The organism is Citrobacter portucalensis (assembly GCF_023374935.1).
GTDB lineage: Bacteria > Pseudomonadota > Gammaproteobacteria > Enterobacterales > Enterobacteriaceae > Citrobacter > Citrobacter portucalensis.
Genome location: NZ_CP092466.1, coordinates 3,562,258 through 3,578,693, shown reverse-complemented (window position 1 = coordinate 3,578,693; position 16,436 = coordinate 3,562,258). Strand labels below are relative to the sequence as shown.

Here is a 16,436-nt window from a genome sequence, read left to right as displayed (position 1 = left end):
AATGCATCGCCATTTTTGTAAAACAATTTCTGCAAAGCTCTGAAGGGCGGGAAAAGTCAGGTTGCGGAGAATAACAGCCTGTCATGGGGTGTCAATGGGAGAGAAGCCCTTCGGTAGAAAAAACAGTGTGTTCACTCCCCGTCGTGCCATACAGCCCGGCTGTTGAGCACTTTCAGAACCGCAAAATTGTCGCAAAAATCAATTGCGCTCCAGCAACCTTGTTCGACGCGAAAATGCCACATTGCTGCAGCCGGCATGGACAGCAGACGGGCGATCAACACGCTCAGAACACCCTGATGGCTCACCACCAGCAGGTTTTGGCACGTTTTGTAATCAGCGAGCTGAGCAATAAAGCGTTCCACGCGCTGGGAAAACGCCTGAAAGCCTTCACCATTGGTTGGCGTCGCATTCTGCCAGTCGTTACACCACGCGGCGTAGTTTTCGGCGTCTTCTCGTGCCAGATCGCGATGATGGCGCATTTCCCAGTCACCAAAAAACATCTCATTGAGCTCAGGCATGTTGCGCACAGGGACCTCACGATCGCCTAAGATCAACTGCGTTGTATGGCGGGCACGTTCCAACTCGCTGCACAGAACGTTGTCGACAGGCACATTGCGTAACAGCGTACCCAGTGTTTGCGCCTGAGCGATACCCCGTTCCGTTAGCGGTGTGGGGGCATGGCCGCTGTATAAACCAGCGACATTGGCTTCAGTTTCTCCATGACGTACTAACCAGAGTCTCATTTTTTCCTCTTGAGGTTATTCGCACAAAACATGATGTTTGCCCTGATTGCGCAGAGATTTTTCACTAAAATACCTTTTTTTGCGTGGAGCGGCACGATGTCTTTATTGAAGAGCGCGCATGGTGGCAATACCCGAGAAGCCGCCGAACTGTTGGGCATCTCGCCTGAACAATTGTTGGATTTTAGCGCGAATATTAATCCGCTGGGTATGCCGGCAAGTTTAAAACGCGCGATCCTCGACAACCTGGACTGCGCGGAGCGTTACCCGGATGTTGATTACGCTAAACTGCACGCGGCGCTGGCGGAGCATCATCAGATTCCTGCCTCATGGATACTTGCCGGAAACGGCGAGACTGAGTCGATTTTCACTTTGGTGCAAGGACTTAAACCACGCCATGCGATGATCGTGACGCCCGGGTTTGCTGAATATCGTCGGGCGCTGCAATGGGGAGACTGTACGATCCATGAGTTTGCGCTGTGCGAAGACGATGGCTGGCAGCTTACCGATGCAATCCTCGATGCGTTATCCTCAGAGCTGGACTGCCTGTTTATCTGTACGCCCAACAATCCCACTGGCTTGCTGCCCGATAACCGCCTGCTGCGCGAAATAGCCGCGCGTTGTGAGTTGCTTGGGATCAATCTGATCCTTGATGAAGCGTTTATCGATTTTATTGCCGGGGAGCCGGGGTTTATTCCGCTGCTTCGTGATAACCCGCATATTTGGGTGCTGCGCTCTCTCACCAAGTTCTATGCGATACCGGGGCTGCGGTTAGGGTATCTGGTCAACAGTAATGAACAGGCTGTGGCACAGATGCGCCGTCGACAAATGCCGTGGTCAATTAACGCATTTGCTGCACTGGCAGGCGAGATTATTTTACACGACAGCGCATATCAGCAGGCAACGTGGAAGTGGCTGGAGCAAGAGGGCGCGAGGTTTGATCGGCAGTTGAAAGAACTGCCCGGCCTGACGGTGTATCCTGGCAGGGCAAATTATCGCTTATTGCGCTGCGAGCGGGCGGATTTTGATCTGCAACGCGCAATGCTGGAACAACATGTCTTGATTCGCAGTTGTGCTAATTATCCGGGGCTGGATGCGCGCTATTATCGGGTAGCCGTTCGCAGCCAGGAAGAGAATAACCGCCTGTTGGCGGCTTTACGCAAGGTGCTTAGCGGTACAACCCCTGCTGATTGATATAGTCAAGCACTGCAGCTGGCATCAGGTCGTCGCACGGCTCGCCTTTTTCCAGACGCTCACGGATGAGCGTGGCGGAGATGTTAAACCACGGCGTTTCAGCCAGATAAATTTTCCCGCAAGGCAAGTTGTGCAGGTCATCTGGCGAATGGGTCAGATGATCCTCCAGCCACTGCTGGTGCTTTTCCTGCGCCATTTCGAGCGGATAGCCCGGACGTCGGCAGACAATGAGGTGGGTGTTACCCAGTATCGTGTGGTAGTCATGCCAGGACGGAAAGGTAAGCAGTGAGTCCTGGCCAATAATAAACGCTAATGGTACGTCCGGTCCTTGCTCCTCGCGCCACTCTTTGAGCGTTTGCGCAGTGTAGGAGGCAGTATCACGTTTCAGTTCGCGTTCATCAAGGGAGAACAGCGGCTTATCGGCAATGGCCAGTTCAACCATGCGTTGACGTTGTTCGCCGGACGCTTCGGGTTGCGCACGATGCGGCGGCACGTTATTGGGCATGATAATGACCCGGGAAAGGCCAATCAGATTCGCCAGAATTTCAACCGGTTTAAGATGACCATAATGCACCGGATCAAAGGTGCCACCGAACAGAGCCTGCAATGATTTCATATCAACCATCAATAAAAACATCGGCCAGCGATTTATGGCAGAGTAACAGGGAAAGCCCCTCAAGTTCCGCCCACACTGACTGACCATAGTCTTGTTTAAGCGTAATTTCCGTACGCGTTAACAGCGTTACCGCCTGACGCAACTGCGCAGGGTTCAGCCGGTTTAGCGCGTCTCCCATCATACCCCGGCGATTTTGCCACACCCGGTGTTTATCAAACAACGTGCGTAAAGGCGTATGGGCTGACTGCCGTTTTAAGTTGACCAACAGCAGTAATTCACGCTGTATCGTACGTAGCAAAATAACCGGCTCACTGCCTTCCAGACGTAACTGTTGCAGAATGTGCAGCGCGCGTTTGCTTTTGCCCATCAGCAGCGCATCCACCCAATGGAACGGGGTAAAGTGCGCGGCATCGTTAACGGCTTTCTCCACGCGAGGCAGCGTTAGTTTGCCATCAGGCCAAAGCAATGCTAGCCGTTCCAGCGCTTGCGCCAGTGCTAACAGATTACCTTCATAGCAATAGCACAACAGCTGATTGGCTGCGTCATCCAGTTGTAGATTGTTAAGCTTCGCTCTGGCGGCGACCCAACGAGGAAGCTGTGCTTGCTCCGGCGTCTGGCAGCTTACCTGCACCGCATTATTGGCAAGTCCGGTATACCATGCGGCGTTTTCCTGCGCTTTAGTCAGTTTGTTGCCGCGAACAATCAGCAGCAGGTCGTCATGTAGCAGTGTGACGAGTGAAGCGAGCTGTTCGTTAATGGCGGCATTGGGGCCATTTTCAGGCAACTGCAGGAGCAGGGTTTGACGGCTGGCAAACAGGCTCATCGCCTGGCAGAGTGAAAAAATCTCTCCCCAGTCGGTGCTGTTGTCCAGGGTGAAAGCGTGGTGTTCTTCGAATCCTTGCGTTGCTGCTGCCTGACGGATAGCGTCCTGGCTTTCCTGCAATAAGAGAGGATCGTTACCTAAGAGCAAATACGCCGCGCGCAGCCCTTCATTGAGCTGTGCGCGGAGTTGTTCAGGGTACAACTTGAGCATCAGTTACCCAGCGTGGTGGAAACACGCGCCGGAGATGACGCAGGCTCTGCGGTTTTTGTCGCCGCTGGCTTAGCATCATCATCAGCATTGGATGACAGAGTATCGGCCAGATGTACGCTTGGCAGCTTACGAATTAACTGTTCAGCCGCTTTGTCATACATCTCTTTGATGATCATGTCCTGCTCGTTATCCTTCGCCAGTGCAGCCTGTGGGTTGTCAAAGAACGAACGATAAACTTTGGCGCTGATTGGATAAATATCATGACCTGGGATCAGCACGGATGCACTCACGGACATCACCATCTGGTATTCAGCCGTTTGACCGTTCTGGAATACCGACGCCGTATCCTGCGAAATGCTGACCGCGCCAAGACGCAAGGACGTCACATCTTTACGCATTGTACCGTCTTCAAGCAGCGTAACGCCGTTCAGACGCAGCTGATTACGAACCGCGCGGCTTAATGGGCCGTTCGGATCACCAGAGTTCAGGATCATGGTTTTCATTGAGGGTGGGACCTGCGTAGTATTACGCAGATGCCAGCCACACCCGGCGGTGACAAGCACCGCCAGAGATAACAACAATGTTGTCAGAAGTCGCACGCTTCCTCCCGCGCTTAGCCAACGACCAGATTGAGGAGTTTACCCGGTACATAAATCACTTTACGTACGGTAACGCCATCAAGATATTTTGCCACCAGATGCTCCTGGCCAGCACGTTCACGAACCTGTTCTTCTGTCGCATTTACCGGAACGGTAATTTTGCCACGGACCTTACCGTTCACCTGAACTACAACCAGCGTCGAGTCTTCAACCATTGCGGCTTCGTCCGCCACCGGCCACGGTGCGTTGTCGATATCGCCTTCGCCTTTCAGTGCTTCCCACATCGTGAAACAAACGTGTGGGGTGAACGGGTTCAGCATGCGAACGACGGCCAGTAACGCTTCCTGCATCAGGGCTCTGTCTTGTTCGTCTTCCTGCGGTGCTTTCGCCAGCTTGTTCATCAGCTCCATAATCGCCGCAATTGCGGTGTTAAAGGTCTGACGACGACCGATATCATCGGTAACTTTAGCAATGGTTTTATGTACGTCGCGACGCAGCGCTTTTTGATCTTCGCTCAACGCATCAACGTTCAGGGCAGCTACATCGCCTTTGGAAGTATGTTCGTAAACCAGCTTCCATACACGTTTCAGGAAGCGGTTCGCCCCTTCAACGCCGGATTCCTGCCATTCCAGCGTCATATCAGCCGGAGAAGCGAACATCATGAACAGACGTACCGTGTCAGCGCCGTAACGCTCAACCATCACCTGCGGGTCGATACCGTTATTTTTCGACTTGGACATTTTGCTCATGCCGGTATAGACCAGTTCATGGCCTTCTGCGTCCTGAGCTTTGACGATACGACCTTTTTCGTCGCGCTCAACGATGGCATCAACCGGAGAAACCCAGTTACGCTCGCCGTTTGCACCAACGTAATAGAACGCATCAGCCAGCACCATACCCTGGCACAGCAGCTGTTTGGCCGGTTCGTCAGAGTTGACCATGCCCGCATCGCGCATCAGCTTGTGGAAGAAGCGGAAGTAGAGCAGGTGCATGATGGCGTGTTCAATACCACCAATGTAGATATCAACTGGCAGCCAGTAGTTTGCGGCTTCTGGATCCAGCATCCCTTCGTTGTACTGCGGGCAGGTGTAGCGCGCGTAGTACCAGGAGGATTCCATAAAGGTATCGAAGGTGTCGGTTTCGCGCAGCGCAGGCATGCCGTTAACGGTGGTTTTTGCCCACTCCGGATCGGCTTTGATTGGGCTGGTGATGCCGTCCATAACCACGTCTTCCGGCAGAATAACCGGCAACTGATCTTCTGGCGTCGGCAGTACGGTACCGTCTTCCAACGTCACCATCGGAATTGGCGCACCCCAGTAACGCTGACGGGAAACACCCCAGTCACGCAGACGGTAGTTCACTTTACGCTCACCCACGCCTTTCGCTACCAGCTTGTCAGCAATGGCGTTGAAGGCAGCTTCAAAGTCGAGGCCGTCAAACTCGCCGGAGTTAAACAGCACGCCTTTTTCGGTCAGAGCTTGTTCGGACAGATCCGGCTCTGCGCCTTCAGCGGTCAGAATTACTGGCTTGATGGTCAGGCCATATTTTGTCGCAAACTCGTAATCGCGCTGATCGTGGCCCGGAACGGCCATGACAGCGCCCGTACCGTATTCCATCAGGACGAAGTTTGCTGCCCAAACGGGGATTTCTTCGCCAGTCAGCGGGTGAACGGCTTTAAAGTCCGTGTCGACGCCTTTCTTCTCCATGGTTGCCATTTCGGCTTCAGCAACCTTGGTGTTGCGGCATTCGTCAATGAAGGCGGCCAGTTCTGGGTTATTTGCAGCAGCTTTCTGCGCCAGCGGGTGACCTGCGGCAACGGCCAGATAGGTCGCACCCATAAAGGTGTCCGGGCGGGTGGTGTAAACGGTTAGCGTGTTGTCGTAACCGTTCACATCGAAGGTGATTTCCACGCCTTCAGAACGGCCAATCCAGTTGCGCTGCATCGTTTTCACGGTGTCAGGCCAGTGATCCAGGTTATCCAGGTCACGCAGCAGTTCGTCAGCGTAAGCGGTAATTTTAATGAACCACTGTGGGATCTCTTTACGCTCGACTTTGGTATCGCAACGCCAGCAGCAGCCGTCGATAACCTGTTCGTTCGCCAGTACGGTCTGGTCGTTCGGGCACCAGTTGACCGCAGACGTTTTCTTGTACACCAGGCCTTTTTTGTACAGCTCGGTGAAGAATTTCTGTTCCCAACGGTAGTATTCCGGGGTGCAGGTCGCCAGCTCACGGCTCCAGTCGTAACCGAAACCCAGCATTTTGAGCTGGTTTTTCATGTATGCGATGTTGTCGTACGTCCACGGTGCTGGCGCGGTATTGTTTTTAACCGCAGCACCTTCTGCAGGCAGACCGAACGCATCCCAGCCAATTGGCTGCAGTACGTTTTTGCCCAGCATGCGCTGGTAGCGGGCGATCACGTCACCGATGGTGTAGTTACGTACGTGGCCCATGTGTAGTCGACCAGAAGGATAGGGAAGCATAGACAGGCAGTAATACTTCTCTTTGCTCTCGTCTTCGGTAACTTCAAATGTGCGCTTCTCATCCCAGTGAAGCTGTACTTTGGATTCTATCTCTTCCGGGCGGTATTGCTCTTGCATGGCAGCCAGTGGTCCTGTTTTCAATACAGCTACAAACGTAGCTCTAGATGTGGTGTTTCAGATCCGCATAGCATAGCCCAAACGCCCGCGCCAAAACAGCCTTTCGCGCATTCAGCGTTGAATTCCCGCAAGGATAATTCTTGCACGAATTTACACACTCTGTGGACAGTCTTGCAAAGCGTAGCGTAAATAACGTCTATTATTATAGACAGTTAACGACCCAGGAGGCGAAGCGATGAACAAGGTTGCTCAATATTACCGTGAACTGGTGGCTTCACTGAGCGAACGTCTGCGTAATGGCGAACGCGATATTGATGCGTTGGTGGAGCAGGCGCGTCAACGAGTTATGCAGACCGGGGAGTTAACGCGAACCGAGGTGGAAGAGCTCACCCGGGCCGTCAGACGCGACCTGGAAGAGTTTGCTCTGAGCTATGAAGAAAGTCTCGATGAGGAGACAGACAGCGTCTTTATGCGGGTTATCAAGGAGAGTATCTGGCAGGAACTGGCCGATATTACAGATAAAACCCAGCTCGAATGGCGCGAGGTGTTCCAGGACCTCAGTCATCACGGGGTTTATCACAGCGGCGAGGTGGTCGGATTAGGTAATCTGGTCTGCGAGAAGTGCCACTTCCATTTAGCGGTTTACACCCCGGATGTGCTGCCGCTGTGTCCGAAATGCGGACACGATCAGTTCCAGCGCCGACCGTTTGAGCCGTGATGATTAGGCGTGCCAGAAGTTATTTGTAGGCCTGATAAGATGCGCCAGCATCGCCATCAGGCAATATGCCGGATGGTGGCGCAAGCGCCTTATCCGGCCTACAGTTTTACGCGTAATATCTTAAACGTTCTGCCAGCAAATCGACAAACCCTTCGCGATCCACGTCTACCATTACGGTGGCGTTTGGCTTATTGCCGCTCAGGAAGTAGTAATCCACCACGGTCATTCCCTGGGTATATTTACCCTGAGTTTCCACGCCGACCCAGCGTTCAACGGTGGTAAACAGTTCAGGTTTCAGCAGCCAGGCAATGGTGCATGGATCATGCAGCGGTGCGCCGATGAATCCCCATTTTTCATCTTTGTGATATTCAAAGAAGAAGTCGAGTAGTTCAGCAACGATCGTCGAAACAGGGTTGCCGATAGCGCGGAATCGTTCGGTATCTTCGCGATGTATTTGCGCTTTATGCGTGACGTCCAGACCAGCCATCACCACTGGAATGCCAGACTGGAATACGATTTCAGCGGCTTCAGGATCCACGAAAATATTGAACTCGGCGGCGGGCGTCCAGTTTCCGAGTCCCATCGCACCACCCATGATCACGATACGGGCGATTTTGGCGTGCAGCTCAGGATGGCTATTCAGGAGCAATGCGACGTTAGTTTGCGGCCCGGTGGAGACAATCGTCATCGGTTCCGGGCTTTCACGCAGGGTTTTCGCCATCAGTTCCACGGCGGTACAGTCTTGTGGCGCAAAAGCGGGTTCCGGCAGCGCCGGGCCATCCAGCCCACTCTCGCCGTGAACGTTATCGGCGATAATCAGATCGCGCATCAGTGGTTTCACTGCGCCACCAGCCACTGGGATATCCGTACGGTTGAGCAACGTTAACATGCGCAACACGTTACGCAGCGTTTTGTCAGGTGTCTGGTTACCGGCTGATGAGGTTATCGCTTTCACATCCAGTTCTGGTGAGGCGAGGGCGAGCACAATTGCGATAGCGTCGTCATGACCCGGATCGCAATCAAACAGGATAGGAAGTGCCATTGTTGCTCCTTGTAAGTGGGACTTTGTGACAAGGTTAACGCTGGGCTGTATGTGTTTCGAGAGGCGAAGGGATAAAGCGTGAGGTGGCGCGCACATGGAGATGCGCGCCAGCAAGATTAGTGCAGTATTTTCGCGAGGAAGTCTTTGGCGCGGTCCGATTTCGGATTAGCGAAAAACTCTTCTTTCGGTGAGTCTTCAACAATTTTCCCTTCATCCATGAAGATCACCCGGTTCGCCACTTTACGCGCAAAGCCCATTTCGTGGGTAACCACCATCATGGTCATCCCTTCATTGGCCAGTTCAACCATAACATCCAGTACTTCGTTGATCATTTCAGGATCAAGCGCCGACGTCGGTTCGTCAAACAGCATGGCGATAGGATCCATGCACAGCGCCCGGGCGATAGCGACACGCTGTTGCTGGCCCCCTGAGAGCTGAGCTGGAAACTTCTCCGCATGTGCTGACAGACCAACGCGTTCCAGTAACTTTTGCGCTTTGTCGCGGGCCGGTTTTTTATCGCGCTTGAGCACTTTTACCTGCGCCAGAGTCAGGTTCTCAATGATCGACAGATGCGGGAACAGTTCAAAGTGCTGGAACACCATACCAACGCGAGAGCGCAGTTTGGCCAGATCGGTTTTTTTGTCGTTCACCACGGTACCATCAACGGTGATGACGCCTTGTTGTACCGGCTCCAGCCCGTTCACCGTTTTGATAAGCGTTGATTTACCGGAACCTGACGGGCCGCAGACCACAACCACTTCCCCTTTTTTCACTTCCGTGGAGCAGTCGGTCAGCACCTGAAAGTGACCATACCATTTAGAAACATTTTTCAGGGTAATCATTAAACTGTCCTTTTCTTCAAATAGCTGACCAACAACGATGCGCTCAGACTGAATACAAAATAAACGGCGCCAGCAAACAGGATCATTTCAACCTGTGTGCCGTCACGCTCGCCAATGGTGGAGGCGGTACGGAAGAAGTCTGCCAGACTTAATACATAGACCAGCGAGGTATCCTGGAAGAGTACGATGCCCTGGGTTAGCAGCAGCGGTACCATCGCGCGGAATGCCTGCGGCAGAATAATGAGCTTCATCGACTGCCAGTGGGTCATCCCTAGCGCCAGCGCGGCGCTGGATTGCCCACGAGAAATACTCTGGATACCGGCACGGATAATCTCGGAATAGTACGCGGCTTCAAACATCGAAAACGCGACCATTGCTGAGATCAGGCGAATATCGGTTTTTGGCGACAGACCCAGTACGTTTTGCAGGAAGCCGGGCACAATCAGGTAGAACCACAGCAGCACCATGACCAGCGGAATAGAACGAAATACGTTGACGTAGCCTTTCGCAAACCAGGCTATCGGCGCGAAGCTGGACAGACGCATGACAGCCAGGATAGTTCCCCATACGATACCAATGACGACCGCCGTGACGGTAATTTTCAGCGTGATCATCAGCCCATCCAGCAGATACGGCAGGGAAGGGACAATAGAACTCCAGTCAAATTCGTACATTATTTGCCTCCCAAATTGCCAGGCAGGCGGATTTTACGTTCAACGAGATTCATCACCAGCATGATGACGGCGTTAATCAGGACGTAAGCCAGAGTGATAGCGGTAAACGATTCCCATGCGTGGGCGGAGTAATCCAGCAGTTTGCCCGCCTGTGCCGCCATATCGACCAGGCCGATGGTGGAGGCGATCGCGGAGTTCTTCACCAGGTTCATCATCTCTGAGGTCATTGGCGGAACAATCACGCGGTATGCGTTTGGCAACAGAACATAGCGGTAGGCCTGCGGTAACGTCAGCCCCATCGCCAGTGCGGCGTTTTTCTGCCCACGAGGCAGAGACTGAATAGCGGCGCGAACCTGTTCGCAGACGCGCGCGGCGGTAAACAACCCCAGACAAAGCATCGATGAAAGGAAGAACTGGATGTTGGGATCCAACTCAGCCTTGAACCACATCCCAATGTTTTCCGGCAGCAGTTCAGGAATAACCAGATACCAGGTAAAAAACTGGACGATGAGCGGAACGTTACGAAACAGCTCAACGTACAGCGTGCCGATCCCAGAAAGGAAACGATTTGGAACGGTACGTAAGATGCCGAATAAAGAGCCTATGAGGAAAGCGATAATCCATGCGGTGATGGATAACGCGACAGTGACCTGGAAACCACTCCAGAGCCAGCCGAGATAGGTGGTGTTGCCGAACGGGGCTTGTTGTAAAAAAATACCCCAGTTCCAGTCTATAGACATAAATCTACTCCAGAAAAAAAAGGGTAGCAGCGCTACCCTCGAAGATTGTTATTCGGCGTTTTGCGGTTTTCAGGCCTGATGGGGAACGACCATCAGGCTTATAGTCTGTCCGTGCCGAGTAACAATCGAGAGGGAGGGGAAGCCTCCCATTTATTTTAGTTAGTTAAGCGCTTTATCATTCGGTTCTTTGAACAGGGCTTTCATCTCGTCTGACAGTTCGAAATTCATGTTCAGGTTCTTCGGCGGAATTGGATTTTTAAACCACTTATCAAACCATTTCTCAGCTTCGCCTGAGGTTTGCGCCTTGGCGATAGTGTCGTCCATCAGCTTTTTGAACTCAGGATCATCTTTGCGCAACATACAGCCGTAGGCTTCCTGAGACTGTGGCTTGCCGACGATCTCCCAGTTGTCTGGTTTCTTCGCTTTCGCGCGCTCACCAGCCAGCAGGGCGTCATCCATCATAAAGGCAACGGCGCGACCGCTTTCCAGAGTACGGAAAGAGTCACCGTGGTCTTTCGCGCTGATGATGCGCATATCCATTTTTTGTTCTTCATTCAGCTTGTGCAGCAGAACTTCGGAGGTGGTACCCGAAGTCACGACTACGGCTTTACCTTTCAGATCGGCGAAATCTTTAACGTCGCCGCCTTTTTTCGCCAGCAGACGGGTGCCGACAACGAAAATGGTGTCAGAGAAAGCGGCTTGTTTTTGGCGTTCGACGTTGTTGGTGGTGGATCCACATTCAAAATCGAAGGTGCCGTTTTGCAGCAGCGGGATACGGTTTTGTGAAGTAATCGGGATCAGTTTCACCTGCAGATCAGGCTTGTTCAGCTTTTTCTTCACGGCTTCAACGATCGCGTTGGAGTAATCCTGTGAATAACCGACCACTTTTTGCTGATTATCGTAGTAAGAAAACGGTACTGATGATTCACGGTGGCCGACAACGATCACGCCATTTTTGGCGATCTTATCCAGCGTGCTGCCTGCCGCTGGTGCTGCGTCTTCTGCGTGCGCCAGACCGGCGGACATTCCCATGACCAGCATGGCAGTGGCGAGCTTACGTAATTGCATATCCAACTCCTTTATCGTCTGCGCCAGGGACGCATTGATACCCATTGTGATGTTGTTATTGTTTGCTACTAAAACGTGCAGTCTTGTATGTGTTTGTTAACATTTAGTTTGGATGAATGTAAAGAATTTGCTGTGTTATTGTTTATTTTTGCGAAGTGCGCCGCACCATTTGGGGGCAAAAATATCTTGTTGCACTTTTCAGGTGCTACCGGCGCTCAACTTTGGTGCGACCAGGTTGCACATTCAGCCAAAACAGCGTTTGCCTTGTAGAACAAAGCAATAGACGTGCCAGAATGGTCTTTTGGAGGGGGGAAGTAGGCCTGATAAGCGTAGCGCCATCAGGCACGATGCTGCACAACTGCCGGATGGCGGCGTACCGCCTTATCCGGCCTGCATTTGATGGGGCACTGTTTTACTTACGACGTTGGCGCAGACTCATTACCACTGCGCCAAAGCCAAACAGCGCGGTTAGCAGCCAGAGCGGCCAGTTTCCGGTACGGGCATAAGGGGTTAAGCCCGTCGTTGGCGTCACGCTGGTGGTCAGCACCTGACGGGTAAACTGCGGGATCATCGCCTGAACTTCGCCCTGTGGACCAATCACCGCCGTAATACCGTTGTTGGTGCTACGCAGCAGAGGTCGCGCCAGCTCCAGGGAACGCATACGCGCCATCTGGAAGTGCTGCCACGGGCCAATAGATTTACCAAACCATGCATCGTTAGAGATAGTCAGCAGGTAGTCCGTATCCGGGCGGAAGTTATCCCGTACCTGTTCGCCAAGAATGATTTCGTAGCAGATGGCAGCGGTCAGCTTAAAGCCGTGTGCATGCAACTGTGGCTGTACATAAGGACCGCGGCTGAACGAAGACATTGGCAGATCAAAGAATGGCGCTAGCGGGCGCAGGATAGATTCAAGCGGGACAAATTCGCCAAACGGTACCAGATGGTTTTTGTTGTAGCGGTTGTTGGAGTCGTAGCTGTATGGGCTGTCTTTACCCAGTGTGATGATGGTGTTGTAGGTGTCGTAACGATTCTGCTTGTTCAGACGCGCGTCTACAATACCGGTAATCAGCGTGCTGTTTTTCGATTTCAGCAGGTCATCCATCATGCTCAGAAAACGCTGCTGGTTAATTTCCAGGTCCGGAATAGCGGATTCTGGCCAGATGATGAGCTGTGATTTGCCCATCTCAGGCTGGGTGGCGTCGAGATAAATCTTCAGGGTGTTGAGTAATTGGCCTTCATCCCATTTGAGCGACTGCGGGATGTCACCCTGCACCATCGAGACCTGGGTGGTTTTTTCCGGCTCCAGCGTGTACCACTGAATATAACGTAGCGGGAAGGGCAGAGCGAAAAGCACCACGGCGGCAGCCAGCGGCTTCCAGTTACGCGTTACCAGTGCAAGTGCCAGCAGGCCGCTAACCATCATCAGCAGGAAGTTTATCGCCTCAACGCCCATTACCGGCGCCAGCCCTTTTAACGGGCCATCGATCTGGCTGTAGCCGAATTGCAACCACGGAAAACCGGTCAGTACCCAGCCGCGTAGAAATTCAGTGATTTGCCAGACTACCGGCGCGGCAATCGCTACACGTATCCAGGTAGTTTTCGGCCACAGACGCGCCAAAACGCCGGCAAACAGGCCAGTGTAGAGGGAAAGGTAAGCAGCAAGCAGAACCACGAGGAAGACGTTAACGGGGCCCGGCATACCGCCAAACTGCGCGATACTGACGTAAACCCAGTTGATGCCTGAGCCAAACAGTCCCAGTCCCCAGAAGTAGCCGATAGCGGCAGACTGGAGCGGACGGCGGTTGAAGGTGAGAGCCTGCAGACCCATCAGCGAAACAATCGCAGCGGGCCAGATGTCATACGGTGAGAAAGCCAGTGTCCCGCAGGCACCGAATAATAACGCCAGCAGCAGGCGAATGCGCTGGCGTTCAATTAAAGGGGCAAATGCCATGTAGTCTTAGATCCAGTTTCGGGTTTATTCGTCCAGTTTGGGCTGGGGTGAGTCGTCCGGAATTCTGACATGAACCTGAATAATACGACGGCTGTCGGCCATTGCCACTTTGAACTGGTAACCATCAATGTCGATGGTCTCTCCACGCGCGGGCAGATGACCGAAGGCCTGCATGACCAACCCGCCAATGGTATCCACTTCTTCATCGCTGAAATGCGTGCCGAAAGCTTCGTTGAAGTCTTCAATTGGCGCCAGCGCGCGAATAGTCCAGGTGTGGCGACTGAGTTGACGGAAATCAATATCGTCTTCTTCGTCGTACTCATCTTCAATTTCACCGACAATCAGTTCAAGGATGTCCTCAATGGTCACCAGACCTGAGACACCGCCGAACTCGTCGATGACGATAGCCATATGATAACGCTGGGAGCGGAACTCTTTCAGCATGCGGTCAACCCGCTTGCTTTCAGGGACGACAACCGCCTGGCGTAACACTTTCTCCATGCTGAAGGCTTCGGCATCGCTACGCATAAATGGCAGCAGATCTTTGGCCATCAGAATCCCTTCAATGTGATCCTTGTCTTCGCTAATTACCGGGAAACGCGAGTGGGCAGACTCGATAATGACATCGAGGCATTCGTCCAGAGTTTGGTTGCGTTTCAGGGTAATCATCTGGGAGCGAGGGATCATGATGTCGCGAACGCGTTGGTCCGCAATATCCATTACCCCTTCGAGCATATCGCGCGTATCTTCATCGATAAGGTCGTTTTGCCCGGAATCACGGATCAGCTCCAACAGTTCGTCGCGGTTTTTCGGTTCACCGTGGAAAAGTTGGCTCAGTAACAGGGAAAAAAATCCCTTTTTGCTGTTTAAGGTGTCACTACTGTGTGAATTGTCGTCGCTCATGGCGTCGTATGGGTTCTCATGTTAGTTAATACAAAGCGCGTCATGCGTTTACTCAGCTGTTGACGGCATGTTTTGCCTGATGGCGCTACGCTTATCAGGCCTACGAAAGGCATGAATGTAGGCCGGATTAGGCGCAAGCGCCGCCATCCGGCAAGCTACTATTCTGCAATCTTCTCGGCAATGTACGGATCCTCATAGCCCAGAGCAAGCATAATCTCTGTTTCGAGGGATTCCATCTCTTCCGCTTCATCGTCTTCAATATGGTCGTAGCCGAGTAAATGCAGGCTACCGTGCACCACCATGTGCGCCCAGTGGGCCTCAAGCGGTTTGCCTTGCTCCTGCGCTTCTTTCTCGACCACCTGACGGCAGATGATCAAATCGCCCAGTAGCGGCATTTCAATGCCCGGCGGGGCTTCAAAAGGGAAAGAGAGCACGTTGGTGGATTTATCTTTCCCGCGATAGGTCAGGTTCAGGTCATGGCTTTCCGCGTCATCAACCAGACGAATCGTCACTTCAGACTCTTCCTGAAACTGCGGGATCACCGCATCCAGCCAGCCCTGAAACTGACTTTCTGTTGGCAAACCGGATTCGTCTTCACATGCCAGCTGTAAATCGAGGATAACCTGACTCATTTTTGTTCCTGCTCCTGAGCTTCGCGCTTGCGTTCTGCAGCCTGCTCGGCTTTGCGTTTCTGTTCTGCTTCTTCCCAGGCTTCATACGCCGTGACGATACGGGCGACCACCGGGTGGCGCACCACGTCTTCGCTATGGAAGAAATTAAAACTAATTTCGTCGACTTCAGCCAGCACTTCAATGGCATGACGCAGACCGGATTTGGTGCTACGCGGCAGGTCAATCTGGGTGATATCGCCAGTGATGACCGCTTTGGAGTTAAAGCCGATACGGGTCAGGAACATTTTCATCTGTTCGATGGTGGTGTTCTGGCTTTCATCAAGAATGATGAACGCATCGTTCAACGTACGACCGCGCATGTAGGCCAGGGGCGCAACTTCAATGACGTTACGCTCAATCAGCTTTTCAACCTTTTCAAAGCCGAGCATTTCGAAAAGCGCGTCATACAGCGGTCGTAAATACGGATCGACTTTCTGGCTGAGATCTCCTGGCAGGAATCCCAGTTTTTCGCCCGCTTCCACTGCCGGACGGGTCAGCAGAATGCGACGGATCTCCTGACGCTCAAGCGCATCAACCGCAGCGGCAACCGCGAGATACGTTTTACCCGTACCCGCAGGGCCAACGCCAAATGTGATGTCGTGGTCGAGGATATTCGCAATGTACTGTGCCTGGTTCGGCGTGCGCGGCTTAATTACTCCACGCTTGGTTTTGATGTTCACCGCTTTGCCAAATTCAGGCACGCTGTCTGCGCTTTGCTCAAGCACACGCGCTTCTTTGATCGCCAGATGAATTTGTTCAGGCTCGATGTCCTGCGTCTGACCGCGCATTGGGGCGGTATCGACGTACAGGCTACGTAAAATATCTGCCGCAGCGGTGACGCAAATTGGACGACCGGTCAGTTTAAAGTGGTTATCACGGCGGTTAATTTCGATGCCGAGGCGACGTTCCAGCTGTTTGATGTTGTCATCAAATGGGCCGCAAAGGCTCAACAGGCGGGCGTTGTCTGCGGGTTCAAGGGTGATTTCGCGAGTGTCTATGTTCAAACTGTTCCTCTTATGCATGTCTCGCCGGACGCTGAACATTTACC

At 52.9% G+C, this 16,436-nt stretch carries 16 protein-coding genes; 2 read left to right on the top strand and 14 right to left on the bottom strand.

The features are described from left to right. Positions 1–131 precede the first annotated feature (131 nt). Positions 132–743: an adenosylcobalamin/alpha-ribazole phosphatase gene (locus tag LY264_RS17470; RefSeq protein ID WP_048226110.1), complete on the bottom strand. Its 612-nt coding sequence runs from the start codon at positions 741–743 to the stop codon at positions 132–134. A gap of 96 nt (positions 744–839) precedes the next feature. On the opposite strand from LY264_RS17470, the gene cobD reads away from it, so the two are divergent. Then, the gene (cobD, locus tag LY264_RS17465; protein ID WP_048226457.1) at positions 840–1,934 is read left to right on the top strand and encodes a threonine-phosphate decarboxylase CobD; all 1,095 of its coding nucleotides are present in this window, start codon (positions 840–842) and stop codon (positions 1,932–1,934) included. On the opposite strand, the gene nadD is transcribed toward cobD, so the two are convergent. From nadD to leuS, 4 genes are read right to left on the bottom strand one after another with little or no spacing between them, the layout of a single operon-like run. Next, positions 1,909–2,550, bottom strand: a complete 642-nt coding sequence (nadD, locus tag LY264_RS17460) for a nicotinate-nucleotide adenylyltransferase (protein ID WP_103015104.1) — start codon at positions 2,548–2,550, stop codon at positions 1,909–1,911. The two genes, cobD and nadD, sit on opposite strands and share 26 nt — an antisense overlap. A 1-nt stretch (position 2,551) precedes the next feature. Then, the gene (gene holA / locus LY264_RS17455; RefSeq protein WP_032942687.1) at positions 2,552–3,583 is read right to left on the bottom strand and encodes a DNA polymerase III subunit delta; all 1,032 of its coding nucleotides are present in this window, start codon (positions 3,581–3,583) and stop codon (positions 2,552–2,554) included. Next, complete coding sequence (gene lptE / locus LY264_RS17450) at positions 3,583–4,182, bottom strand: LPS assembly lipoprotein LptE (RefSeq protein ID WP_249457361.1); 600 nt, start codon at positions 4,180–4,182, stop codon at positions 3,583–3,585. The genes holA and lptE overlap by 1 nt, the downstream gene beginning before the upstream one ends. A 14-nt stretch (positions 4,183–4,196) precedes the next feature. After that, on the bottom strand, positions 4,197–6,779 hold the full coding sequence (gene leuS / locus LY264_RS17445; protein ID WP_122984021.1) for a leucine--tRNA ligase: 2,583 nt from the start codon (positions 6,777–6,779) through the stop codon (positions 4,197–4,199). A gap of 235 nt (positions 6,780–7,014) precedes the next feature. Here leuS and LY264_RS17440 point away from each other — a divergent pair, with 235 nt between their 5' ends. Continuing rightward, entirely contained in the window at positions 7,015–7,497 is a 483-nt protein-coding gene (locus tag LY264_RS17440; RefSeq protein WP_003022748.1) for a zinc ribbon-containing protein, read from the top strand. Between the two features lie 106 nt (positions 7,498–7,603). Here LY264_RS17440 and rihA read toward each other — a convergent pair whose 3' ends face one another. From rihA to LY264_RS17395, 9 genes are all read right to left on the bottom strand, one after another. Continuing rightward, complete coding sequence (gene rihA, locus LY264_RS17435; RefSeq protein ID WP_048214692.1) at positions 7,604–8,539, bottom strand: pyrimidine-specific ribonucleoside hydrolase RihA; 936 nt, start codon at positions 8,537–8,539, stop codon at positions 7,604–7,606. Positions 8,540–8,655: 116 nt separating this feature from the next. Continuing rightward, positions 8,656–9,381 carry a glutamate/aspartate ABC transporter ATP-binding protein GltL gene (gene gltL / locus LY264_RS17430; RefSeq protein ID WP_003022754.1) on the bottom strand — a complete coding sequence of 242 codons (726 nt, stop codon included), beginning with the start codon at positions 9,379–9,381 and terminating at the stop codon, positions 8,656–8,658. Further along, entirely contained in the window at positions 9,381–10,055 is a 675-nt protein-coding gene (gene gltK / locus LY264_RS17425) for a glutamate/aspartate ABC transporter permease GltK (protein ID WP_038638772.1), read from the bottom strand. The genes gltL and gltK overlap by 1 nt, the downstream gene beginning before the upstream one ends. Then, positions 10,055–10,795 carry a glutamate/aspartate ABC transporter permease GltJ gene (gltJ, locus tag LY264_RS17420; RefSeq protein ID WP_003831316.1) on the bottom strand — a complete coding sequence of 247 codons (741 nt, stop codon included), beginning with the start codon at positions 10,793–10,795 and terminating at the stop codon, positions 10,055–10,057. Before gltJ ends, gltK begins: the two co-directional genes overlap by 1 nt. A 159-nt stretch (positions 10,796–10,954) precedes the next feature. After that, complete coding sequence (gene gltI, locus LY264_RS17415; RefSeq protein WP_003022762.1) at positions 10,955–11,863, bottom strand: glutamate/aspartate ABC transporter substrate-binding protein GltI; 909 nt, start codon at positions 11,861–11,863, stop codon at positions 10,955–10,957. A gap of 412 nt (positions 11,864–12,275) precedes the next feature. Next, on the bottom strand, positions 12,276–13,814 hold the full coding sequence (gene lnt / locus LY264_RS17410; RefSeq protein ID WP_048226106.1) for an apolipoprotein N-acyltransferase: 1,539 nt from the start codon (positions 13,812–13,814) through the stop codon (positions 12,276–12,278). A 24-nt stretch (positions 13,815–13,838) separates the two neighbouring features. Further along, positions 13,839–14,717 (bottom strand): CNNM family magnesium/cobalt transport protein CorC, encoded by an 879-nt coding sequence (gene corC / locus LY264_RS17405; protein ID WP_003022770.1) that lies wholly within the window; start codon positions 14,715–14,717, stop codon positions 13,839–13,841. 158 nt (positions 14,718–14,875) lie between these two features. Then, positions 14,876–15,349, bottom strand: a complete 474-nt coding sequence (ybeY, locus tag LY264_RS17400) for an rRNA maturation RNase YbeY (protein WP_048214688.1) — start codon at positions 15,347–15,349, stop codon at positions 14,876–14,878. Beyond that, entirely contained in the window at positions 15,346–16,392 is a 1,047-nt protein-coding gene (locus LY264_RS17395; RefSeq protein ID WP_003022776.1) for a PhoH family protein, read from the bottom strand. Before LY264_RS17395 ends, ybeY begins: the two co-directional genes overlap by 4 nt. Positions 16,393–16,436 lie beyond the last annotated feature (44 nt).

Coding starts and splice junctions, on each gene's coding strand:
- holA (WP_032942687.1), bottom strand. CDS start 3,583: ATGCTCAAGTTGTACCCTGAACAACTCCGCGCACAGCTCAATGAAGGG.
- rihA (WP_048214692.1), bottom strand. CDS start 8,539: ATGGCACTTCCTATCCTGTTTGATTGCGATCCGGGTCATGACGACGCT.
- gltL (WP_003022754.1), bottom strand. CDS start 9,381: ATGATTACCCTGAAAAATGTTTCTAAATGGTATGGTCACTTTCAGGTG.
- nadD (WP_103015104.1), bottom strand. CDS start 2,550: ATGAAATCATTGCAGGCTCTGTTCGGTGGCACCTTTGATCCGGTGCAT.
- ybeY (WP_048214688.1), bottom strand. CDS start 15,349: ATGAGTCAGGTTATCCTCGATTTACAGCTGGCATGTGAAGACGAATCC.
- cobD (WP_048226457.1), top strand. CDS start 840: ATGTCTTTATTGAAGAGCGCGCATGGTGGCAATACCCGAGAAGCCGCC.
- gltK (WP_038638772.1), bottom strand. CDS start 10,055: ATGTACGAATTTGACTGGAGTTCTATTGTCCCTTCCCTGCCGTATCTG.
- leuS (WP_122984021.1), bottom strand. CDS start 6,779: ATGCAAGAGCAATACCGCCCGGAAGAGATAGAATCCAAAGTACAGCTT.
- corC (WP_003022770.1), bottom strand. CDS start 14,717: ATGAGCGACGACAATTCACACAGTAGTGACACCTTAAACAGCAAAAAG.
- gltI (WP_003022762.1), bottom strand. CDS start 11,863: ATGCAATTACGTAAGCTCGCCACTGCCATGCTGGTCATGGGAATGTCC.
- LY264_RS17470 (WP_048226110.1), bottom strand. CDS start 743: ATGAGACTCTGGTTAGTACGTCATGGAGAAACTGAAGCCAATGTCGCT.
- LY264_RS17440 (WP_003022748.1), top strand. CDS start 7,015: ATGAACAAGGTTGCTCAATATTACCGTGAACTGGTGGCTTCACTGAGC.
- lnt (WP_048226106.1), bottom strand. CDS start 13,814: ATGGCATTTGCCCCTTTAATTGAACGCCAGCGCATTCGCCTGCTGCTG.
- gltJ (WP_003831316.1), bottom strand. CDS start 10,795: ATGTCTATAGACTGGAACTGGGGTATTTTTTTACAACAAGCCCCGTTC.